The organism is Streptomyces sp. NPDC111656 (assembly GCF_055656965.1).
Genome location: NZ_JBVKCA010000015.1, coordinates 134,217 through 155,503, shown reverse-complemented (window position 1 = coordinate 155,503; position 21,287 = coordinate 134,217). Strand labels below are relative to the sequence as shown.

General features: G+C 69.4%; 17 protein-coding genes, 1 pseudogene and 1 riboswitch. Of the genes and pseudogenes, 8 read left to right on the top strand and 10 right to left on the bottom strand.

Features of this window, described 5'->3' with window-relative positions:
• Positions 1-4: 4 nt before the first annotated feature.
• The 3 genes from ACZ7M3_RS35910 to ACZ7M3_RS35900 are packed head-to-tail and all read right to left on the bottom strand — an operon-like array spanning position 5 to position 3,701.
• A complete protein-coding gene (locus tag ACZ7M3_RS35910) occupies positions 5-856 on the bottom strand; it encodes an FAD binding domain-containing protein (protein WP_472068951.1) in 852 nt (283 codons plus the stop codon).
• Entirely contained in the window at positions 853-3,234 is a 2,382-nt protein-coding gene (locus tag ACZ7M3_RS35905; RefSeq protein ID WP_472068949.1) for a xanthine dehydrogenase family protein molybdopterin-binding subunit, read from the bottom strand. Before ACZ7M3_RS35905 ends, ACZ7M3_RS35910 begins: the two co-directional genes overlap by 4 nt.
• Entirely contained in the window at positions 3,231-3,701 is a 471-nt protein-coding gene (locus ACZ7M3_RS35900; RefSeq protein WP_472068947.1) for a (2Fe-2S)-binding protein, read from the bottom strand. Before ACZ7M3_RS35900 ends, ACZ7M3_RS35905 begins: the two co-directional genes overlap by 4 nt.
• 247 nt (positions 3,702-3,948) lie before the next feature.
• On the opposite strand from ACZ7M3_RS35900, the gene ACZ7M3_RS35895 reads away from it, so the two are divergent.
• Positions 3,949-5,934, top strand: a complete 1,986-nt coding sequence (locus ACZ7M3_RS35895; RefSeq protein WP_472068945.1) for a GTP-binding protein — start codon at positions 3,949-3,951, stop codon at positions 5,932-5,934.
• A 116-nt stretch (positions 5,935-6,050) separates the two neighbouring features.
• Positions 6,051-7,919: a cellulase family glycosylhydrolase gene (locus tag ACZ7M3_RS35890; RefSeq protein WP_472068943.1), complete on the top strand. Its 1,869-nt coding sequence runs from the start codon at positions 6,051-6,053 to the stop codon at positions 7,917-7,919.
• On the opposite strand, the gene ACZ7M3_RS35885 is transcribed toward ACZ7M3_RS35890, so the two are convergent.
• Positions 7,912-9,180, bottom strand: coding sequence for a YncE family protein (locus ACZ7M3_RS35885; RefSeq protein ID WP_472068941.1), 1,269 nt, complete (start codon positions 9,178-9,180; stop codon positions 7,912-7,914). The genes ACZ7M3_RS35890 and ACZ7M3_RS35885 overlap by 8 nt on opposite strands.
• A gap of 171 nt (positions 9,181-9,351) precedes the next feature.
• Between ACZ7M3_RS35885 and ACZ7M3_RS35880 the strand changes: the two genes are divergently transcribed.
• Positions 9,352-10,005 carry a TetR/AcrR family transcriptional regulator gene (locus ACZ7M3_RS35880; protein ID WP_355301921.1) on the top strand — a complete coding sequence of 218 codons (654 nt, stop codon included), beginning with the start codon at positions 9,352-9,354 and terminating at the stop codon, positions 10,003-10,005.
• A 195-nt stretch (positions 10,006-10,200) separates the two neighbouring features.
• Here the strand turns inward: ACZ7M3_RS35880 and ACZ7M3_RS35875 are convergent, their stop codons facing one another.
• Together ACZ7M3_RS35875 and ctaD are read right to left on the bottom strand one after the other, a co-directional pair.
• The gene (locus tag ACZ7M3_RS35875) at positions 10,201-10,548 is read right to left on the bottom strand and encodes a hypothetical protein (RefSeq protein WP_472068939.1); all 348 of its coding nucleotides are present in this window, start codon (positions 10,546-10,548) and stop codon (positions 10,201-10,203) included.
• Positions 10,545-12,230, bottom strand: a complete 1,686-nt coding sequence (gene ctaD, locus ACZ7M3_RS35870) for an aa3-type cytochrome oxidase subunit I (protein WP_472068937.1) — start codon at positions 12,228-12,230, stop codon at positions 10,545-10,547. The genes ACZ7M3_RS35875 and ctaD overlap by 4 nt, the downstream gene beginning before the upstream one ends.
• A 105-nt stretch (positions 12,231-12,335) precedes the next feature.
• On the opposite strand from ctaD, the gene ACZ7M3_RS35865 reads away from it, so the two are divergent.
• Complete coding sequence (locus ACZ7M3_RS35865) at positions 12,336-12,899, top strand: RNA polymerase sigma factor (protein ID WP_472068935.1); 564 nt, start codon at positions 12,336-12,338, stop codon at positions 12,897-12,899.
• Positions 12,892-13,878: a CU044_5270 family protein gene (locus ACZ7M3_RS35860; RefSeq protein ID WP_472068933.1), complete on the top strand. Its 987-nt coding sequence runs from the start codon at positions 12,892-12,894 to the stop codon at positions 13,876-13,878. Before ACZ7M3_RS35865 ends, ACZ7M3_RS35860 begins: the two co-directional genes overlap by 8 nt.
• Positions 13,879-13,914: 36 nt before the next feature.
• Here ACZ7M3_RS35860 and ACZ7M3_RS35855 read toward each other — a convergent pair.
• Together ACZ7M3_RS35855 and ACZ7M3_RS35850 are read right to left on the bottom strand one after the other, a co-directional pair.
• A pseudogene (locus ACZ7M3_RS35855) lies at positions 13,915-14,767 on the bottom strand (bifunctional 5,10-methylenetetrahydrofolate dehydrogenase/5,10-methenyltetrahydrofolate cyclohydrolase).
• A gap of 23 nt (positions 14,768-14,790) precedes the next feature.
• Positions 14,791-14,877: riboswitch (ZMP/ZTP riboswitch) on the bottom strand.
• Positions 14,878-14,894: 17 nt separating this feature from the next.
• The gene (locus ACZ7M3_RS35850) at positions 14,895-15,854 is read right to left on the bottom strand and encodes a hypothetical protein (RefSeq protein WP_472068931.1); all 960 of its coding nucleotides are present in this window, start codon (positions 15,852-15,854) and stop codon (positions 14,895-14,897) included.
• Between the two features lie 59 nt (positions 15,855-15,913).
• Between ACZ7M3_RS35850 and ACZ7M3_RS35845 the strand changes: the two genes are divergently transcribed.
• A complete protein-coding gene (locus tag ACZ7M3_RS35845) occupies positions 15,914-16,543 on the top strand; it encodes a MarR family winged helix-turn-helix transcriptional regulator (protein WP_472068929.1) in 630 nt (209 codons plus the stop codon).
• A 24-nt stretch (positions 16,544-16,567) separates the two neighbouring features.
• On the opposite strand, the gene ACZ7M3_RS35840 is transcribed toward ACZ7M3_RS35845, so the two are convergent.
• On the bottom strand, positions 16,568-16,933 hold the full coding sequence (locus ACZ7M3_RS35840) for a nuclear transport factor 2 family protein (protein WP_351296380.1): 366 nt from the start codon (positions 16,931-16,933) through the stop codon (positions 16,568-16,570).
• A gap of 172 nt (positions 16,934-17,105) precedes the next feature.
• Here ACZ7M3_RS35840 and ACZ7M3_RS35835 point away from each other — a divergent pair, with 172 nt between their 5' ends.
• Positions 17,106-17,396 carry a hypothetical protein gene (locus ACZ7M3_RS35835; protein ID WP_355301941.1) on the top strand — a complete coding sequence of 97 codons (291 nt, stop codon included), beginning with the start codon at positions 17,106-17,108 and terminating at the stop codon, positions 17,394-17,396.
• Between the two features lie 134 nt (positions 17,397-17,530).
• Here ACZ7M3_RS35835 and ACZ7M3_RS35830 read toward each other — a convergent pair whose 3' ends face one another.
• Entirely contained in the window at positions 17,531-19,285 is a 1,755-nt protein-coding gene (locus ACZ7M3_RS35830; RefSeq protein WP_472068927.1) for an ABC transporter ATP-binding protein, read from the bottom strand.
• 808 nt (positions 19,286-20,093) lie between these two features.
• Between ACZ7M3_RS35830 and chvE the strand changes: the two genes are divergently transcribed.
• Complete coding sequence (gene chvE / locus ACZ7M3_RS35825; protein WP_452974665.1) at positions 20,094-21,182, top strand: multiple monosaccharide ABC transporter substrate-binding protein; 1,089 nt, start codon at positions 20,094-20,096, stop codon at positions 21,180-21,182.
• The last annotated feature ends 105 nt before the right edge of the window (positions 21,183-21,287 follow it).

Below are 21,287 nucleotides of genomic sequence, written 5' to 3'. Positions count from 1 at the left end.
GGCGCTACTCCAGTGCGGCCAGCACCGCGCGACGCGTCAGCACCCGGGCCAGGTGCGCGCGGTACTCGGGTGAGCCCGAGGGATCGGACGAGGGGTGCGTGCCCTCAGCCGCCGCCTCGGCGGCCCGTGCCACCGCGCCCGGTTCGGCGTCGGCGCCGGTGAGCGCCGCCTCGGTGGACGTGGCCCGCAGCGGCGTGGAGCCCATGTTGGTCAGTCCGATCCGGGACTCGGCGAGGTGTCCGTCGTCCCGCCGGACGAGCGCCGCCACGCCGACCACCGCCCAGGCCTGCGCGACCCGCTGGAACTTCTCGTAGTGGAAGCCCCAGCCCTCGGTCGACGGGATCTCCACCCGCACCAGCAGTTCGTCCGGGCGCAGCGCGGTCTGCAGATAGTCGACGAAGAACTCACGGGCCGGGATCGCGCGCTGCCCGTCCGGTCCCACGGCGATCAGGGTCGCCTCGAGCGCGAGGACCACGGCGGGCAGGTCACCGGCCGGATCGGCGTGTGCGAGCGAACCGCCGAGGGTGCCGCGATGGCGTACGGCGGGATCGGCGACCGTGGCGGTGGCCGCCGCCAGGAGCCCGGCGTGCCGGCGCACCAGCGGATCGCGGATGACGTCGTGGTGCGAGGTCATCGCGCCGATGACCAGCGTGCCGGCGTCCTCGCGGATCCCACGCAGCTCCGGGATCCGGCCGACGTCGACGACCAGTTCGGGGAAGGCGAGCCGCAGCCGGAGCAGGGGCAGCAGGCTCTGCCCGCCGGCCAGCACCTTCGCGTCCTCGCCCGCGTCCGCGAGGGTGCGCACGGCCTCGTCGACGCTCGCGGGCCGCACGTAGTCGAATGCGGGGGGAATCATGCCGACGCCTCCTCACCGGAGCGGGCGGACCGAAGGGCTTCCCAGACCCGCTGCGGCGTGCAGGGCATCCTCACCTCGGTCACTCCGAGCGGGCGCAGCGCGTCCACGATCGCGTTGACGACGGCGGGCGTGGAGGCGATGGTCCCCGACTCTCCGACTCCCTTGGAACCCAGGGGATTCGAGGTCGCCGGTGTCTCCGTCCGGTCCGTCACGAACTCGGGCAGGTCGGCCGCCGAGGGCACGAGGTAGTCGGCCATCGTGCCCGAGACGAGGTTGCCCTCGTCGTCGTACACGGCCTCCTCGTACAGCGCCTGGGCGATGCCCTGTGCGACCCCGCCGTGCACCTGCCCCTCGACGATCATCGGGTTGATGACGCTGCCGACGTCGTCGACGCAGACGTACGAGCGGATGGTGGTCCGTCCGGTCTCGGTGTCGACCTCGACCGCGCACAGGTGGGTGCCGTGCGGGTAGGAGAAGTTGTCCGGGTCGACCAGGTGCTCGGCGTTGATGGTGGGCTCCATGCCGTCGGGCAGGTCGTGCGAGGAGAACGTCTCGAAGGCGACCTCCTGGATGGTCTTGCGCGCCTCGGGCGAGCCCTTCACGGAGAACACGCCGTGCGTGAACTCCAGGTCGTGCTCGCTCGCCTCCAGCAGGTGCGCGGCCACCTTGCGCGCCTTCTCCACCACCTTCCGCGCCGCGTGGTGCACCGCGGCCCCGCCCACGACGAGCGAGCGCGAGCCGTAGGTGTCCATGCCCTGGGGCGCCGCCCTGGTGTCGCCGTGCACCACCTCGATGTCCTCGAAGGGCACCCCGAGCACATCGGCGGCGATCTGGCTCCAGCAGGTCACATGGCCCTGGCCGTGCGGGCTGGTGCCGGTGACCACCTCGACCTTGCCGGTGGGCAGCATGCGGATGCTCGCAGCCTCCCAGCCCCCGGCCGCGTACCGCAGGTCACGCAGCACCCGGCTGGGCGCGAGCCCGCACATCTCGGTGTACGTGGACACGCCGATGCCCAGGCGTACCAGGTCGCCGCGCCGGTTGCGGTCCGCCTGCTCGGCGCGCAGCTTGTCGTATCCGAAGAGGGCGAGCGCCTTGTCCGTGGCGGCCTCGTAGTTGCCGCTGTCGTAGGTCAGACCCGCGATGGACGTGTACGGGAACTCCTCGTGCCTGATCCAGTTGAGTCGCCTCAACTCGATGGGATCCAGGTCGAGTTCGACGGCCAGTTCGTCCATGATCCGTTCGATGGCGTACGTCGCCTCGGGGCGTCCCGCGCCGCGGTAGGCGTCGGTCGGCGTCCTGGTCGTGAAGACGCCCGTGCACGTGAAGTCGTACGCGTCCATCTTGTAGATCGCCGGGTACATGAAGGCACCCAGGATCGGGATGCCCGGGGTGACGAGCATCAGATAGGCGCCCATGTCGGCGAGGAGGTCGACCTTGAGGCCGAGCAGCCTGCCCTCGCTCGTGGCGGCGATCTCGATGTCCTGGATCATGCCGCGGCCGTGGTGGGTCGCGAGGTAGCCCTCGGAGCGCGACTCGGTCCACTTCACGGGCCGTCCGAGCCGCCGGGCGACGGCCAGGGCGAGGGCCTCCTCGCCGTACACCTGGAGCTTGGAGCCGAAGCCGCCGCCGACGTCGGGGGCGATCACGCGCAGCTTCTGCTCGGGGATGCCGGTGACGACGGCGAGCATGATCCGCAGGATGTGCGGGATCTGCGTGGCCGAGTAGACGGTGTACTCGCCGGAGGCGGCGAGCGGCGTGACCACGACGGCGCGCGGCTCCATCGCGTTGGGGATCAGGCGCTGCTGGAGATAGCGGCGCTTCAGGACGACGTCCGCGCGCTCCCGCACGGCCGCGTAGCTCTCGCCGGTGGCCAGCGGCCAGACGTAGCAGCGGTTGGTGCCCTTGTCGGAGTGGACCAGTGGGGCGTCCTCGGCGAGGGCGGCCTCCAGGTCGAGCACCGGGGGCAGGGGTGTGTAGTCGACCTCGACAGCTTCCAGGGCGTCGGCGGCCGCGTACCGGTCGCGGGCCACGACGACGGCCACCGGGTCTCCCGCGTACCGGACCTCGTCGACCGCGATCGGCGGGTGGTCGGGCAGCACGATGTCTTCCGTGACCGGCCAGGCGCAGGGGAGCGAGCCCAGGCCCTCGGCGAGGTCCTGGCCGGTGAACGCGGCGACCACGCCGGGGCGCTCGCGTGCGGGTGCGACGTCGATCCGGTCGATCCGGGCGTGTGCCATGGGGCTGCGCAGAATGGCCAGGTGGAGCAGTCCGTTGACGTGGATGTTGTCGGTCCAGTTGGTCTGCCCGGTGACGAGACGGGCGTCCTCCTTGCGCGGCCGGGAACGGCCGACCTCCGGTTCGACGATCTGGTCCGTCACGACGACACCTCCTGTCGGGAGGCGGCGAGGACCGCACGCACGATGTTCTGGTAGCCGGTGCACCGGCAGAGGTTGCCCTCCAGGGCCTCCCGTACCTCCTGCGGGCCCGGGGCCGGGTTCTCGCGCAGCAGATCGCGGGCCGCCATGATCATCCCGGGGGTGCAGTAGCCGCACTGGAGCGCGTGCCGCTCGTGGAACGCCTTCTGGAGCGCATGCCACTCACCGTCGTGCGCCAGCCCCTGGATGGTGGTCACTTCGCTCCCGTCCGCCTGGACGGCGAGGACCGAGCAGCTCTTGACGGTCTCCCCGTCCAGGTCGACCGTGCAGGCCCCGCAGTTCGACGTGTCGCAGCCGATCGGGGTACCGGTCAGACCCAGGTGGTCGCGCAGATAGTGGACCAGGAGAAGGCGGGGTTCGACCTCGTCCTCGTACGTGGTGCCGTCCACCTTCAACGAAATGCGGGTCATGTGCCCTCCCGGGGAGCCAGGTGAGAGGTATCAGCCATTTTATGTGGTGTGCGTCACTCTAGGGCGGGGTGAGGAGGGCGGCGAGTGCTGCGGCGGAGATTTGTTGAGCGTTAATCCGTTGCTGCCGGGCGAGGCCGCCTGCTGCACTGAGAGGGAAGCGTCCACCAAGATCAGGGAGCAGCGATGCGCACACCGTTCATGTCCACCCAGGAAGGAATCACTCCCACTCCAAAGGACATGACACCCGGTGCATATGCTCAACCTGGGAATCCTGGCGCACGTAGACGCCGGTAAGACAAGCCTGACCGAGCGGCTGCTGCACTCGGTCGGAGTCATCGACGAGATCGGCAGCGTCGACGACGGGAACACCCAGACCGATTCCCTCGCGCTGGAGCGGCAGCGCGGCATCACGATCAAGTCCGCCGTGGTCTCCTTCGCGGTCGACGACGTGACCGTCAATCTGATCGACACCCCGGGACACCCGGACTTCATCGCCGAGGTGGAGCGCGTGCTGAGCGTGCTCGACGGCGCCGTGCTGGTGATCTCCGCCGTGGAGGGCGTGCAGGCCCAGACCCGTGTGCTGATGCGGACGCTCCGGCGGCTGCGCATCCCCACGCTCGTCTTCGTCAACAAGATCGACCGCGGCGGGGCGTGCTGCGAGCGCGTGCTCGACGCCGTCGCGGCGCGGCTCACCCCGGCGATCGTCCCCATGGGTGAGGCCCGGGCGCAGGGCACGCGGGACGCCCGCTTCGGCCTGTTCGACGAGGCACGGCTCGGCGCGCCGTTGCTCGACCTGCTCTCCGAGCACGACGACGCGCTGCTCGCCGCGTATGTCGAGGGCCGGGTGTCGTACGACCTGATCCGCGCCGCTCTGGTGCGGCAGACCGGGCAGGCCCTGGTGCATCCGGTGTTCTTCGGCTCGGCCGTGACGGGCGCGGGGGTCGACGAACTGATCGCGGGGATCAGGGAGTTGCTGCCACGCGCCGAGGCCGATGTCGACGGCCCGGTCTCGGGCAGCGTCTTCAAGGTCGACCGCGGGCCCGCCGGGGAGAAGATCGCGTACGCCCGGATGTTCTCCGGGACGCTGCGGACGCGCGACCGGCTGCCTCTGGGCGACGGCGAGGAGGGCAGGGTCACCGCGATCAGTGTCTTCGACCAGGGTGCGGCGGTGCGTGAGCAGTCCGTGGCGGCGGGGCGGATCGGCAAGCTCTGGGGCCTCGCGGACATCCGTATCGGCGACACCATCGGCGTACCGCGGAAGTCCTCGGCCGGCGAGCACCACTTCTCGCCCCCGACCCTCGAAACCGTCGTCGAACCCTGCCGTCCGGCCGACAAGGGCGCACTGCACGGCGCCCTCACCCAATTGGCCGAGCAGGACCCGCTGATCGATCTGCGCCAGGACGAGGCGCGCAAGGAGATCTCCGTCTCGCTCTACGGAGAGGTGCAGAAAGAGGTCATCCAGGCGACTCTGGCCGATGAGTTCGGCATCGACGTCCTGTTCCGCGAGACGACACCCCTGTGTATCGAGCGGCCCCTCGGCAGCGGCGCGGCGGTCGAGTTCATCAAGAAGGGCCCCAACCCCTTCCTCGCGACCGTCGGCCTGCGCGTCGATCAGGGCCCGGTCGGCTCCGGGGTGGAGTTCCGGCTGGAGGTCGAGCTCGGAGCGATGCCGTACGCGTTCTTCAAGGCGGTCGAGGACACCGTGAAGGAGACGCTCGCGCAGGGAATCCACGGCTGGCAGGTGGCGGACTGCACGGTCACCATGACCCACTCCGGCTACTGGCCCCGGCAGAGCCACGCCCACCAGGGCTTCGACAAGAGCATGTCCAGCACGGGCGCCGACTTCCGGGGCCTGACCCCCCTGGTGGTCATGGACGCGCTGCGGGCGGCGGGCACCCAGGTGTACGAGCCGATGCACCGCTTCAGGCTGGAGGCCCCGGCGGACACGCTGGGCGCGGTGCTGCCGGTGCTCGCGAAACAGGGAGCCGTCGCGGGGACCACCGAGCTGCGGGGCGCATCGTGCGTGCTGGAGGGCCGGATCCCGGTCGCCCGGGTCCATGGGCTGGAGCGGCAACTCCCGGGGCTGACCCGCGGCGAGGGCGAGCTGGAATGCGCCTTCGACCACTACGCACCGGTCCTGCGGGGCACGGTCCCCGAGCGCCCGCGCACCGACCTCAATCCGTTGAACCGGAAGGAGTACCTGCTGAACGTGACGCGGCGGGTCGGCGCTTGAGTCCGCACACGGCGACACGTCTCCCCAAAAGATCTCCAGAAGATCTCCAGAACATGAAACTTACTCTGGAGTCAGAAGTATTGACGCCCATTTGCGCACCCGCGAATGTTGTGGACATGTCGAAGTTACGTGCGCGTCTGCTCGGCGTCCTCGTGCTCCTCACCGGCTTCCTCTCGGCGGTGGGCGCCCAGCCCGCCGCCGCGGACGGACTCCCCGACTCCCTGTGGTTCGACGCGCCTGCGGCGGCCACTCTCACGGTCGACAAGGGCCGCTTCCTCGACGGACTCGGCCGCGAGGTCGTCCTGCGCGGCTACAACGTCTCCGGCGAGACGAAACTCGAAGAGAACAGCGGTCTGCCCTTCGCCTCGGTCGCCGACGCCAAGAAGTCCGCGACGGCCCTGCGGGCCCTCGGCGGCGGCAACTCCGTGCGCTTCCTGCTCTCCTGGGCCCACGCCGAACCCGTACGCGGCCAGGTCGACTCCGCCTATCTCGCCGCCGTCACCGACCAGATACGCGCCTTCCTCGACGCCGGAATCCGCGTGTATCCCGACTTCCACCAGGACCTCTACTCCCGCTACCTCTTCAACTCGGGCAGCTGGTACACCGGCGACGGAGCCCCCAAGTGGGCTGTGGACGCCGGGAACTACCCGAGCGAGTCCTGCGGGATCTGCCTCTTCTGGGGTCAGAACATCACCCAGAACGGGGCCGTGAAGCAGGCACAGTACGACTTCTGGCACAACGCGTACGGCGTCCAGGACGCCTTCCTCACCACGGCCCAGGCCACCATGACCTACGTCAGACAGCACCTCACCACGGCCCAGTTCGCGGGCCTCGTCGGCTTCGACCCGTTCAACGAGCCGTACGCGGGCACCTACGACTCCGGGCAGACCAGCCGCACCTGGGAGCGGGACCTGCTCTGGCCGTTCTATGTGAAGTTCCGGGCCCGGATGGACGCGGCCGGCTGGCAGGACAAGCCCGCCTTCGTCGAAGCCAACCTCTTCTGGAACTCCAACATCGACTCCCAGAAGCAGGAGGGCGGCCTGCTCGACGCGGGCACCCTCGGCCCGCGCTATGTCTTCAACACCCACTTCTACGACCAGAAGGCCATCTCGGGCATCCTCATGTGGGGCAACGCCGAGGACGGCCAGTACGCCACCGACTTCGGGACGGTCCGCGACCGCGCATCGAGCGCGGGGACGACGGCGATCGTCAGCGAGTTCGGCCATCCGCTGTCGGGAACGGTCTCCGGCAAGGCCCCCACGGTCGACAAGGCGATGTACCAGGCCCTCGACTCCCGCCTGCCGGGAGCCACTTGGTGGACCAAACCGGCGTCCTCCGGCCCGGTGCTCTCCGGCAACCAGTGGCAGTGGGACATCTACAACGGCCGCCATCACGAGCTGATGAACGGCAACGCGAGCAAGGTCCTCACCTCCGGCGACGCCTGGAACGACGAGGACCTCTCGGCCGTACGCCTCGACGACTCCGGTACGGCCGTCCTGCGCCAGGACGCCCGTCTGCTCGACCGGCTCCATCCGAGCGCCACCTCGGGCAGCACGGTCGCCTTCACCTACGAGGACCGCTCCCGGGACGGCTCCACCACCCTGACCTGGAACCCGGTTCCGTCGTCCCTGCCGCACGTCTCCCAACTGGTGGGATCGGGTCAGTACGGGCTGCTCCTGTGGCGCTCGGGCGGCGGTAGCGCTCCCACCGAACTCCATCTCCCGGCGTCCTTCCCGACCGCGTCCACGACGGTGGTCTCCGACCTCGGTGCGACGATCTCCCCGCCCGCCTACACCACGACCACCCCGATCGCCGTGGCCCCCGAACCGGGCGGCACCGGCAGTCGCCGACTGCTGCTCACCGCACCGGACTCGGGGACCCTGCACTACGCGCTGGTCACGAACGGGGCGAGCGCCCCGTCCGGCGATCTGCTGAGCGCGGCCCGTTCCGAACTGAGCTCATGGGCCGCGTCGAAGGTCAACTAGTCGAAGGACCGGTCCAGTTCGCCTCCACATGGCCGAGGCGAACACGCTGGGGGTGGTCGCCGACCGGTACCGACACCGTCTTCTGCCCCGTGGCGAAGTCGATGGCGGTGACCTGGTCGGCGCCGCTCTCGGAGACGATGCAGTCCGTACCGTCACCGCTGACGGTCGCCCAGTACGGCTTCGAGGCGGTGACGAGCGGGCCCTCCTGGAGGGTGGCCCGGTCGACGACGGTCGCATAGTCGTCCATCGTTCCGGCGACGCACAGTTTGGTGCCGGACGGGTTCATCGAAATGCCGTGGTGGCGCGAGTCGTTGACCCAGGTGGTGCGGTCGGTGCTGGTCGCGGGGTTCATCGGCAGGGTCTTCACCCGGGTGATCCGGTCGGAGGCCACGTCGTACTCCAGGAAGCCGTTGAAGAACGACACCTGGAAGTACAGTTTGGACTCGTCGGGGCTGAAGACGGCCGGCCGGACCGCGTCGGAGAAGTCCGTGAGACCGATCGCGTCCAGCCGCTGCCGCATGTCGATCACCTTGACCTGCTTGTAGGTGGTCGCGTCGACGACGGTGATGTGCCGGTCGCCCTTCGTCCAGTCCAGCCACGGGTCGTCGAGTGCGGTGTTCACATCGCCGATGGCCATGTTCCAGATGTACTTGCCGTCCCGCGTGAAGATGTTCTCGTGCGGCTTGTCGCCGGTGGCGAAGGAGCCCAGCTGCTTGCCCGTGTCGATGTCCAGCACGTGCACGGTGTTCGCGGTCGACGCGGAGACCGCGACGCGGGTGCCGTCGGGGGAGACGGCCATGTGGTCGGACCGGTAACCGGACACGGGGAAGCGCCAGTTGATGTTCCCGGTCGCCAGGTCGATCGAGACGACATCGGCGAAGCTCGGGCGGGAGACGACCACCGACCTGCCGTCGGGCGTGGAGTACATGTCGTCGACGAACTGGTCGTGGCCCTCGCCGACACCATTGCGGATGGCCTGAAAGTAGATCCACTTGATCGGATCGGCGTTGATCTCCGCCATCCGCGCGTCCTTGTCCGGGACGACGTTGATCCGGCCGACCTTCGCGAAGTCACCAGTGGACTTGATGACGTCCGCGGTGCCGTCCCAGTTGTTGCCCACGAACATCACTTCGCGCAGGTCGGCCGCGGCGGTCTGCGCGGCGGGTCGCGCGGAGGCCGCGGTCGCCGTACCGCCGAGGGTGAAGGTCAGGGCGACGGCGGCGGCGAGCGTACAGAGGTGTCTGGGTCTGAGGGCAGACATGGTGGGTCCCTTGTCTAGGTGGGGGTGCGGGTACCGGAAAGTCTGAACACAACTGAGTTCAGAGTGGACTTACTGGAAAGTAAGGAAGGGGCGGGGCTCTCCACAAGGGTTCGTGCACGACAAAATCATCGGAGGGACGAACGGTTCGTCCCTGCGGCGAGGGGGGAACGCGTGGCGGGCAGGATCAAACAGCCGACCGGCCGTTACGGAGGCAGGACCGCCGCGGAACGGCAGGCCGAGCGACGCTCGCGCTTTCTGGCCGCCGCGCTCCAACTCTTCGGTGACAGCCCGGGGTTCAGATCCACGACCATCGCGGCGCTGAGCGAGGCGGCGGGACTGTCGACGCGTCAGTTCTACGAGGAGTTCCGCACCCTCGAGGACGTGCTGGCCGCACTCCACCTCCAGGTCAACGACTGGGCCGAGCAGGCTGCCCTGGCCGCCCTCGCCGACGCCCAGGACCTGCCGCTCGTCGAGCGCGCCACCGCGATCTTCCGCGCCTACGCCGCGAACGTGACGGCGGACCCGCGCCGCATCCGCATCACCTTCGTCGAGATCATCGGCGTCAGTCCACGCCTGGAGGAGCAGCGGCTCGCCCGCCGGGCACGCTGGGTCGACTTCATCTGCGCCGAGGCGACCGCGGCCGCCGACCGCGGCGAGGCGGTGTCCCGCGACTACCGGATCGCCGCCACCGCCTTCATCGGCAGCGTCAACGGCCTCCTGCACGACTGGCGCGCAGGATGGGTGGCGGCCACGCTCGACGAGGTGGTCGAGGAACTGGTCCGTCAGCTGCTGGGGATCCTGCGACCGGTGGGGTGGAACCCGTAGGGGTCAGGAAGCCGATGCCGCGACCTCACCGTGAGTGCCGTGCCGTGCCGTGCCGTGTCTTGTCGTGCCGGCCGCCGGTCGAGGTGTCCTCGAACCCGGTGGTGAATCCCTGGGGATCCGCCACCGGGTTCGGGACCCGCGCGCCGCTCCCCGTCCCCACGGGTTCGGCGCAGTGGGGCCGCCTCGCGCGCGAGGTCACCGTCGGCTGACCGAGACGACGGTCACCAGTGTGAAAGCGGCACCGAGGAGGAACGCGGCGCAAAGGCGCCGACGCAGTGCGCGGTACCTCGCCTCGTACTCGGCGCGCAGTTCCCGGCCGCGCCGCGCCGTCCGTTCCCAGGAGCGGCGGGTGAGGGCCAGGTAGGTGTCCGTGAAGCGTTCTTCCACGTCCTCGCGTTGGGTCTCCGTCAGGCAGGCCAGCGAGTGGGTGAAACGAGCCGCTTCCGCTCGCCCCTCGGCCTTGGTGGCCTCGATGAGCAGATGGCCCTCCAGTTCGTCGATGAGTGAGCGCGGGGCCGGCGGTCGATCGTCCATGGTCGTCATCGCAGTTCCTTCCGGGGCGTCTGCGGACGTGCGGCCGCGGCCGTGATCTCCGTGTGGTGCAGGTCGAAGGCGGGGGACTCGCTGCGGATGCGCGGCAGGGTGAGGAAGTTGTGGCGCGGCGGGGGACAGGAGGTCGCCCACTCCAGTGAGCGGCCGTAGCCCCACGGGTCGTCGACCTCGACCTTCTCGCCGTACTTGGCGGTCTTCCAGATGTTGTAGAAGAACGGCAGCAGGGAACCGCCGAGCAGGAAGGAGAAGATCGTCGAGACGGTGTTGAGGGTGGTCAGGCCCTCCACCGCCAGATAGTCGGGGATACGGCGCTGCATTCCGTTCGCACCCAGCCAGTGCTGCACCAGGAACGTGCCGTGGAAACCCACGAACAACGTCCAGAAGGTGATCTTTCCGAGGCGCTCGTCGAGCATCTTGCCGGTGAACTTCGGCCACCAGAAGTGGAATCCGGAGAACATCGCGAACACGACCGTACCGAAGATCACGTAGTGGAAGTGCGCCACCACGAAGTACGAGTCCGAGACCGGAAAGTCCATCGGCGGCGAGGCGAGCATCACACCGGTCAGACCGCCGAAGACGAAGGTGATCAGAAAGCCGGTCGCCCACAGCATCGGGGTCTCGAAACTCAGCGACCCCTTCCACATCGTTCCGATCCAGTTGAAGAACTTCACGCCTGTCGGTACGGCGATGAGGAACGTCATGAAGGAGAAGAACGGGAGCAGTACGCCACCGGTGACGTACATGTGGTGCGCCCACACGGTCACGGACAGACCGGCGATGGAGATCGTCGCGGCGATCAGGCCCATGTAGCCGAACATCGGCTTGCGGGAGAACACCGGCACGACTTCGGAGATGATGCCGAAGAACGGCAGGGCGATGATGTACACCTCCGGATGGCCGAAGAACCAGAAGAGGTGCTGCCAGAGCAGGGCACCGCCGTTCGCCGCGTCGAAGACATGGGCTCCGAACTTGCGGTCCGCCTCCAGCGCGAACAGGGCGGCGGCCAGTACGGGGAAGGCCAGCAGCACCAGAACACCCGTGAGCAGCACGTTCCACACGAAGATCGGCATGCGGAACATCGTCATGCCGGGGGCACGCATGCAGATGATGGTCGTGATGAAGTTGACCGCACCGAGGATCGTGCCGAAGCCGGAGAAGGTCAGACCCATGATCCACATGTCGGCGCCGACACCCGGCGAGCGGACCGCGTCCGACAGCGGGCTGTAGGCGAACCAGCCGAAGTCGGCCGCTCCTTGAGGGGTCAGGAACCCGCCCACGGCGATCAGCGAGCCGAGGAGATAGAACCAGTACGCCAGCATGTTCAGCCGCGGGAACGCCACGTCGGGCGCGCCGATCTGCAGCGGCATGATCCAGTTCGCGAAACCGGCGAACAACGGCGTCGCGAACATCAGCAGCATGATCGTGCCGTGCATCGTGAACGCCTGGTTGAACTGCTCGTTCGACATGATCTGAAGCCCCGGCCGGGCGAGTTCGGCGCGCATCAGCAGCGCCGTCACCCCGCCGACGCAGAAGAAGCCGAACGCCGTGACCAGATACAGCGTGCCGATCGTCTTGTGATCCGTGGTGGTCAGCCACTTCACCGCGGCGAGTCCAGGACGCCGCGCACGCGCGGGAAGGGCTGCGGGCGGCGTCGTCACTGTGGTGCTTTCCATGCCCCGCCTGTGTCCGCCGCCGGCCCCACCGTCACACTTGAACGAAGCGACGAGCGTCACACCCGCACCGGTGACGATCGCGCACCTGCCGGACACCTACGGATCATGAGCAACGACGAGACCTTCGCCGCTGCCTATCGCGAGCACTACTGGGCGGTCAGCCGCTACGTGGCGAGGCGACTGGACGGCCGGAGCAGTGATGTCGAGGAGGTGGTGGCGGAGGTCTTCACCGTCGCCTGGCGGCGCCGGTCCGACCTTCCGCCGTCCCCGCTTCCCTGGCTGTACGGGGTGGCACGCCACTGCCTGGCCAACGCCGTACGCGGCTACGGGCGCCGCCGCAGGCTCCTCGACCGGATCGGCAACGACGAGAGCGCGCACGGCAGACAGGTCGTCGACAGCCCCGACTCCGCGTCGCCGGGCGACTGGGTGCACGAGGCGCTGGCCCGGCTCTCCCCGGCCGACCAGGAGGTACTGCGCCTCATCGCCTGGGAGGAACTCGGCGTCGACCAGGTCGCCGTCGCCCTCGGCTGTGGCACCCGCGCCGCGGCCATGCGCCTGCACCGCGCCCGCCGCCGGCTCAGAGCCGAGATCGACCGTATGGACATCACCGTGGCCGGCGGCACTGCTTCGCCCCGCCGCGACACCCCGAAGGAGCACGGCCATGGCTGACGAACTCGACATCCTGCGCCGCGCCAACCCGGTGCCGTCCACCGACCCCCGCTTCCACGACCGCCCCTTCGACCAGCACGCGCAGCGCCGCCTCAACCAACTGCTGCACGGCGAGCGGCACCGCCCGAGCCCCCGTCCGCTGCGCCGCTGGATCTGGAGCGTCGGCACCGCGGCCGCCGTCGGTGTCGTCGTCCTGACGCTCACGCTGTCGGGATCGACCACCACCCCGGCCGTGGCCGCACCCCGCCCGCTGATCGTCGAGGCGGGCTCCACCCCCGTACCCCTGGACCGGCTCGCCGACCGAGTGGCCGCGTCCGCGGGCTCGCAGCGGCTCGTCCAGGGCACCCACGTACAGACCTGGAGCATGGGCCTGACCTCCGGGCCCGGGGCCCGGCCGCCGATCACCCTCCCCGCGGAACGCGTGGTCCGCTGGAAGGCCGACGGCAGTCACACGGAACTCGTCGTGGCGACCGACCCCCGCCACCCGGGCAGGCCGGTCCTCACCGACGCCGACCCCGTCCCCCGCACGGTCGAGGACGGGCACGTCCTCAGTCGGCAGACCTATCCGCCGAGCTGGAGCGACGCCCCGCCGGTGGCCCGGCCGCCGCACGACGCCGAGCGGCTGCGCGCCTACCTCGAGGAGATCGACCGCACCGAGGCCATGGACACATCCCAACTTCTCGACGCCGTCGCTGAGTTGCTGAACAACTGGACGCTGGGCGCCCGGGAGGACGCCGCGCTCGTCCGCGTCCTCGCCGACGCGAAGGGCCTGCGCCCGGCCGGAGCGGTCACCGACCGGCTGGGCAGGCAGGGACAGGCGTACGTGTACGAGGACACCGCGCACTCCGCGCGCCGGATGCTGGTCCTCGACCCGAGGAGCGGCGCCGTGCTCGGGATCGAGGACACCGTCACCAAGGACGATCCCGAGTACGGCGTCAAGGCCGGGGACGTGATGTCGTACAGCGCGTGGATGCGTTGAGCGGACCCCGAGCCCTGCGAGCGAACCCGCAACGCTTTACCGGACGGCGAGTTGGCGCTCGGCCCCGGTCACGGTCTGCTCCAGCAGGACCGCGATCGTCATCGGGCCGACACCACCCGGCACCGGCGTGATCAGCCGGGCCCGTTCGCGGGCGGTGTCGAAGTCGACGTCGCCGACGTTTCCGGAGTTGTAGCCCGCGTCGATCACGACGGCTCCCGGCTTGATGTCCTTCACCGCGGATCAGCCGGGGCCGGCCCACGGCGGCCACCACGATGTCCGCCTCGCGGACGACCGAGGAGAGACCGGTCGTCCGCGAGTGGCAGTACGTCACCGTCGCGTCGCGGCCGAGCAGCAGCATCCCGACCGGCTTGCCGAGGATCGCGCTGCGCCCCACCACGACGGCCCGCCGGCCCGCCGGGTCGACGTCGTACGCGTCGAGGAGCCGCATGATGCCGCCGGGGGTGCAGGACACGAAGCCCGGCAGCCCGAAGCTCATCGCCGAGTACGAGCTGAGCGTCACCCCGTCGACGTCCTTCTCCGGCGCGATGGCCTCGAACGCCGCCCGCTCGTCGATGTGCGGCCCGACGGGGTGCTGGAGCAGGATGCCGTGCACGGTCGGGTCGTCCGACAGCGCCTTCAGCGTGTCGACCAGCTCGGCCGTGGTGGTGTCGGCGGGCAGGGCGACGTGCCGGGACTCGATGCCGGCCTTGTGGCTGCGGTTCTGCTTCATCCGGACGTAGGTGACCGAGGCGGGATCCTCGCCGACCAGCACCGTCGCGAGACACGGCGCCATCCCCGTGCGGCCGGTGAGTGCGGCCGCGCGCTTCGCGGTCTCCTCGACGATGCGGCGCGCGAGACCCGCGCCGTCCATGAGCTGGGCCTGGGACATGAGCTACTCCTGAGCGTCGCTGACACAATCGCCCAGGCGCGCGGCAAAGACCCGTTCGTCAGGCCGCTCCCCGGTGGTACTCCACCTCAGCGCCAGTCACGGCCCGAGCCCAGGGTAGCTCGTACGATCAGCTGCCCGACTCGGCGGCAGCGGGCGCCGCCGTCGGGTCGACCCCGGCCAGGAACCCCCTGGCCTGTGTCTCGGTGGTCACGGCGCCGATGGCCCCGGCCCAGCGGGCGATCTCGCCGACCAGCGCGACGGCCCCGGCCTCGTCGCCCGCGTCGCGTGCCAGCACCGCCAGGAGCAGCTGCTGCGAGAGGGTGCCGGGGACGGTCCCGGCCCGGGCGCCGAGCTCGGTCGCCCTGCTCCAGCGCTCCTGTGCCCGTGCGTGGTCACCGTGGTCGTGGTCGTGATCGCCGAGGTGCCGCAGCGCTTCACGGACGAGCAGATCGTCACCGGAGTCGTGCGAGCCGCCTGCTTCACCTGCTTTGCCCGTTGCACCTGCCTCACCTGCTTCACCTGCCTCACCCGCTTCACCGGCGCGCAGCGCGGCTTCGTAGTGGCCGGGCGCGAGGTCCCGCTCGGCGAAGAGATTGTCGGCGACGAGGCCCAGGTACATCTCGGCCCAGCCCCGGCGCACATCGTCCGGGGCCTCACCACGCAGCCGCTCGGCGTGCGTGCGGAGGGCGGCCGGCGCGTCCGGGTCCTTGCCGTCGGGTCCGGCACGGAAGGCACCGTCGACGTGCACCTGCCCGAGGTAGCCGTGGCGCAGCCGGAGGAAGTCCAGGTCCCAGCCGATGTCGGAGTGCGCCTCATCGGCGACTTTCACGTCGAGGACCTCGATGAATTCCTCGGCGGCGGCGAGCCGTGGCCCCGCCAGGGAGGTCCCGCCGAACCAGTCGCTCTCCAGGGCGACTTCGGCGGCGGCCAGGGCGAGACGGGCACGGGACCGCGGGTCGGTCGCCTCGGCCGAGTCGAGCAGGCGCGTAGCGCGTTCCCAGCGACCGCCGATCCTCAACTCCCTTGTAGCGGCGATGAGTTCGCCGAGCGGTACGGCCGTACGAAGGGTACTTGCGGTGTTCGTCATGGCAGGGAAAGTAGTAATCAGAAAAACTATCCACAAGAAAACTATCTACGGAGTGGCGCATGGAAGATGTGAAGGCGGGAGACGTGAAGGCGGGAGATGTGGAAGCGGTAGAGGCGGAGGCCGCGCGGGGGCAGGTGTCGGCGGCGGACTCGGTCGACCGGCACGTCGCGGTCTGGGCGAAGGAACTCGACTGGATGGACCCGGTCAAGGAGGAGATCTTCGTCCGGCTCGCGATCCTGGCCCGGCACGCGGCCCAGGCCCGCCGGGACGTGCTCGACTCTGACGGGCTGCAGCACTGGCAGTTCAAGGTGCTGCTGATGCTGCGCAGACTCGGCCCGCCCTACGCGGCGAGCCCCTCGCAGCTCGCCGACATGCTCGGGCTGACCCGCGGCGCACTGTCGGCGCGATTGGGTCCGCTGGAGGAGGACGGGCTGATCGCCCGTAGCCATCACATGGCCGACCGGCGTCGCGTGGAGGTGCGGATCACCGACGCCGGATACGCGGCGTTCGAACAGCACGCGGTGTCGGAGGACCGGGGTGAGAACGCGCTGCTCGCAGTACTGACCCCAGCAGAGAAGCGGACGCTCGCAGACCTGCTGCGGAAACTGGTCGTGGCAGCCGAGGCCGCTGCGAGCGCGAGCGACCCATCTCGGCCTTCGCCGAGAAGGTCCAGGTCAGGCGAGAGTTGATCTGGACCTTCGGCCAGTTCCTTCCTACTCGTCCCATGCCTGGAGCAGCGTGTGTTCGACGATCTTGCCGTCCCGCAGCGAGACCATCGAGCTGGCGAGTACCCGGACGCCGTCCGGGTACTGGCAGGACTCGGTGAACGCGACGTGGTCGCCCTGGACGACACACTCTTCCAACTTGTGGGTCATGTCGCGGCTGTAGACGTCGTTGAGCATCTCGGCGATCTCGCCGCGGCCGTGTTTGATCATCGGGTGGCTTGGCTGGGTGTTGCGGTCGACGATGGTCATTTCCGCGTCGTCCGCGTAGAGCGACAGGAGATCCGCCGCACTGTGTCCTTCTATGCCCCGGCGTAGCGCTTCGGTGTCGAAGGCGGGGCCTGCCATGGTGCCCATGTCGACCTCCTTGGAAGGCCGCGGTCGTCTGAGGAAGGGACCGCGAAGGGTCTCTCTACCGAGCCTCCTCCGCCCCATGGCCCACGGCAAGCCCAGTCGGCGCGATGCGCCTCTCGGGTGAGGAGCGGGGGACGGCCGTGACCGCGCGCCGTCCGGGACCGTTGCTGCAAGCATGATCTCAACACGACGTATGGTCGCCGCCGTTGGTCTCGCCGTCGGTGTCACGGGGCTTGCCGCGCCGATGGCGTCTGCGGCCGAGGCCTCGGACGCGGGGAAGCTGAACCCGATCACCCAGCTCGACGCGCTCGCCGTCAGCGACATCCCCGCGGAGCACCAGGCCGACATCCCGCGAGTCTCCGAGCAACTGGGCGGACTCAACCGCCTGAACGACCTCAACCAGTTGCACCAGGTCACCGACCTGGTCGCACCCGTCACCGGACTCCTCCCGGGCCTCCAGGCCTAGGGCCTGTCCTTTCGAGCGGGTCTGGGCCTGTCCGCCCGCGTCTGCCCCCGGCACCCCGTGCCGGGGGCAGACGCCTGTGTCGTGGGCCCAGTGAAGGAAACTTCGTACCGAGAACGCGCGGCGATCGTCTCTCCTCAGCCCGCCGTCGCGAGGAACTGGGTCGCGGCCAGCTCCGCGTAGAGCGGGTCCCCGGCCACCAGTTCCCGGTGGGTGCCCACGGCGCGTACGCGGCCCGCGTCCATGACGACGATACGGTCGGCCATCGTCACGGTGGACAGTCGGTGTGCGACCACCAGGACCGTGGTCGTCAGGGCCACATCGGCGACCGTGTCGCGCAGCGCGGCCTCGTTCACCGCGTCGAGCTGCGAGGTCGCCTCGTCCAGGAGCAGCAGGCGGGGGTGGCGCAGCAGCGCGCGGGCGATCGCGACCCGCTGGCGTTCGCCGCCGGACAGCTTGGTGCCGCGGTGCCCGACGAGCGTGTCCAGACCGCGCGGCAGCCGGGCGACCATCCCGTCGAGCCGGGTCGTCTTCAGTACCCGCGTGACATCGGCGTCGTCGGCCTCCGGGTTGCCCAGCAGCAGGTTGTCGCGCAGGGAGCCGGACAGGACCGGGGCGTCCTGCTCCACGTATCCGATGGCCGACCGGAGCCGGGGCAGGTCCCACTGCTCCAGGGGACGGCCGTCGACCGTGATGACGCCCGCCTCGGGGTCGTAGAACCGCTCGATCAGCGAGAACACGGTGGTCTTGCCGGCGCCGGAGGGGCCGACGAAGGCGGTCATGCCGCGGGCCGGGACGGAGAAGGTCACGCCGTGGTGGACGTACGGCAGGTCGTCGGCGTACCGGAAGCGGACGTCGTCGAAGGCGAGCGCGGCCGGCGCGGCACCGGGAGTCGGCAGCGGAGCGGGCAGCGCGTCCGGTTCGGCGGGCAGCCGCAGCGCCTCCTGGATGCGGGCGAGCGCGGCGGCGCCGGTCTGGTACTGGGTGATCGCGCCCACGACCTGCTGGATCGGCGACATCAGATAGAAGACGTAGAGGAGGAAGGCGACCAGCGTGCCGACTTCGATCGCGCCGGTCGCGACCCGCGCGCCGCCCACCGCGAGGACCGTGATGAAGGCGATCTGCATCGCGAGACCGGCCGTGTTGCCCGCGGCCGCCGACCACTTGGCGGCCCGTACGCTCTGCCGCCAGGACTCCTCGGCCGCCGCGTGGATGGTCTGCTCCTCCCGGTGTTCGGCACCCGACGCCTTGACCGTGCGCAGCGCACCCAGGATCCGCTCCAGCGAGGCGCCCATCACGCCCACGGCGTCCTGCGCCTGCTTGCTGGCCCGGTTGATGCGGGGCACGATCACGCCGAGCACCGTGCCCGCGCACAGGATCACCCCCAGGGTGACGCCGAGCAGGACCACGTCGACCAGGCCCATCATCACCACCGTCGCCACCAGGGTGAGACCGCCGGTGCCGATGCCCACCAGCGAATCGGTGGTGACCTCGCGCAGCAGCGTGGTGTCGGAGGTGATGCGGGCCATCAGGTCGCCCGGTTCGCTGCGGTCCACGGCCGGTATCCGCAGCCGCAGCAGATACGAGGACAGGGCGCGCCGTGCGCCGAGCACCACCGACTCGGCGGTGCGCCGCAGTACGTACGAACCCAGCGCCCCCACCGCGGCGTTGGTCACCACCAGCGCCGCCATACCGATGAGCGCCCGCCCGATGGGCCGGTCGTGCGACAGGTCGTCGATGAGCCCCCGCGCCACCAGCGGCAGCACCAGACCGGTGGCGCCGGTCGTCAGCGCCAGCAACGCGCCCGCCAGCAGCGCCCATCGATGCGGTCGTACGTACCCGAGAAGCAGCCGCCAGGCGGGCGGTCCGGCGTGCGGCTCTGCGATGGTCACGGTGCTCCTAGCGGGAGTTCGGTGCGGAGCGTTCAGGCTACGTCGGCGCGGCCCCCGGAGGGGAACGGGCCACCCGGTGTCAGGGGCGGCCCCGCCCGCCTCACCAGGGGCGCAGTCCTGTGAGGGAGGACAGGTCCGAGCGTTCAGGGAGCGAATCCCCCACACCTTTCCGGAATCGTTACCGGTCCTCCCCCGTTGACACCCCGCGCCCGCCCTCCTAAGGTCACGCCTACGTTCCGAACGTGTGACGACATTTCGAACGGTTGAAAGGCAACTGCCCTGTGCATCACCGGAGTTGGAACACGTGTGGACGTAGCCCCGCGGCGCAGCCCGACATGCGTTCAGGTGCACACCGGCAGAGGGGTCACCCCGATCGGCAAGACCCGGATGCGTGGGCGACGACGCGTCGATCGGCGATCCGCGAGGCGCCGGGGCTCCTGAGCCCCCACTCCACAATGTTGCGGAGAACCTGACCGTCGGTCACCTCGTCAGGGAATACTGGTGGCTCACTCCCATGGAGATGCGCACCAAAGACCCCCGACGACCTCGGTGGCCGCGTGCGGATCTACCAGGTCGCCGAGGTGATCCGCCGCGGCGCACCGCTTCACCTCATGTTCGGGCTGTTCAGGGCGCCCGGGATCCACCCGTACGGCACCCATACGCGGGGACCTCACTCTGGCTGCGGCACGGCACCGACTCGCGCTCGACCGGCTCGTCGGATGCCCGGCTGGTTCAACCGCCGCCTCCTCACAGACATTTGATACGCCGTCATCTTTCTCAACGACGAGAAGAACAAGGAACGATCACCATGCGCAATCGCAGAGCCGCCCTCGCCGCCATCGCCGGAACTGCCTCCGTCGCCCTCACCATGTCCGCCTGCGGCGGCGAGAACAGCACGGGCAGCTCCAAGGGCGGCACGATCGGCATCGCCATGCCGACCCAGGCCTCCGAGCGCTGGATCACCGACGGCAAGAGCGTCGTCAAGGACCTACAGGCCAATGGGTACAAGACGAAGCTGGTCTACGGCGAGAACGACCCGGCGACCCAGGTCTCGCAGATCGAGAACCTGATCACGCAGGGCGTCAGCGCACTGATCATCGCGGCCATCGACAACAAGTCGCTGAACAAGGTGCTCCAGCAGGCCGCCGACGCGGACATCCCGGTGATCTCCTACGACCGGCTCATCCTCGGCACCAAGAACGTCACCTACTACGCCTCCTTCGACAACGAGCAGGTCGGTCGGCTCCAGGCCCGCTTCATCATCGACAAGCTCGGTCTTGAGCACGGCAAGGGCCCGTTCAACATCGAGCTGTTCGCCGGCTCCAGTGATGACAACAACACCAAGTACTTCTTCAGCGGCGCGTTGCACCTTCTGCAGCCGTTCCTGGACAGCAAGCAACTGGTCGTCCAGTCCGGCCAGACCGCGCTCAACCAGGTCACCACCCTGCGCTGGGACGGTGCCACCGCGCAGAAGCGCATGAACAGCATCCTCGCCACGTCGTACAAGACCAAGACGGTGGACGCGGTCCTGTCGCCGTACGACGGCATATCCATCGGCGTCCTGGCAGCGCTGAGGTCGGACGATTACGGCTCCATCAGCAAGCCCCTCCCGGTCATCACGGGGCAGGACGCCGAACTGGCCTCGGTCAAGTCGATCATTGCGGGTCAGCAGGCGCAGACCGTCTACAAGGACAGTCGACTGCTCGCCGATGTCGCCGCAAACATGGTCGACGACGTACTCAACAAAAGGAAGCCGCAGCTCAACGACACCAGGACCTACGACAACGGCGCCAAGGTCGTGCCCGCCTACCTGCTGCAGCCCATCAGCGTCGACAAGACCAACTACGACAGCGTTCTGGTCGCGGGCGGCTACTACACCGACGCCGAGCTCAAGTAGCCGAACCCTCCGTGGCGTGCATTCCGCGCACAGTTCGTCGACCTCCTGGTGGTGGACCTCCTCGACGAAGGCCTCGCGTGTGTGTGCGTCGGCGCGCAACGGACG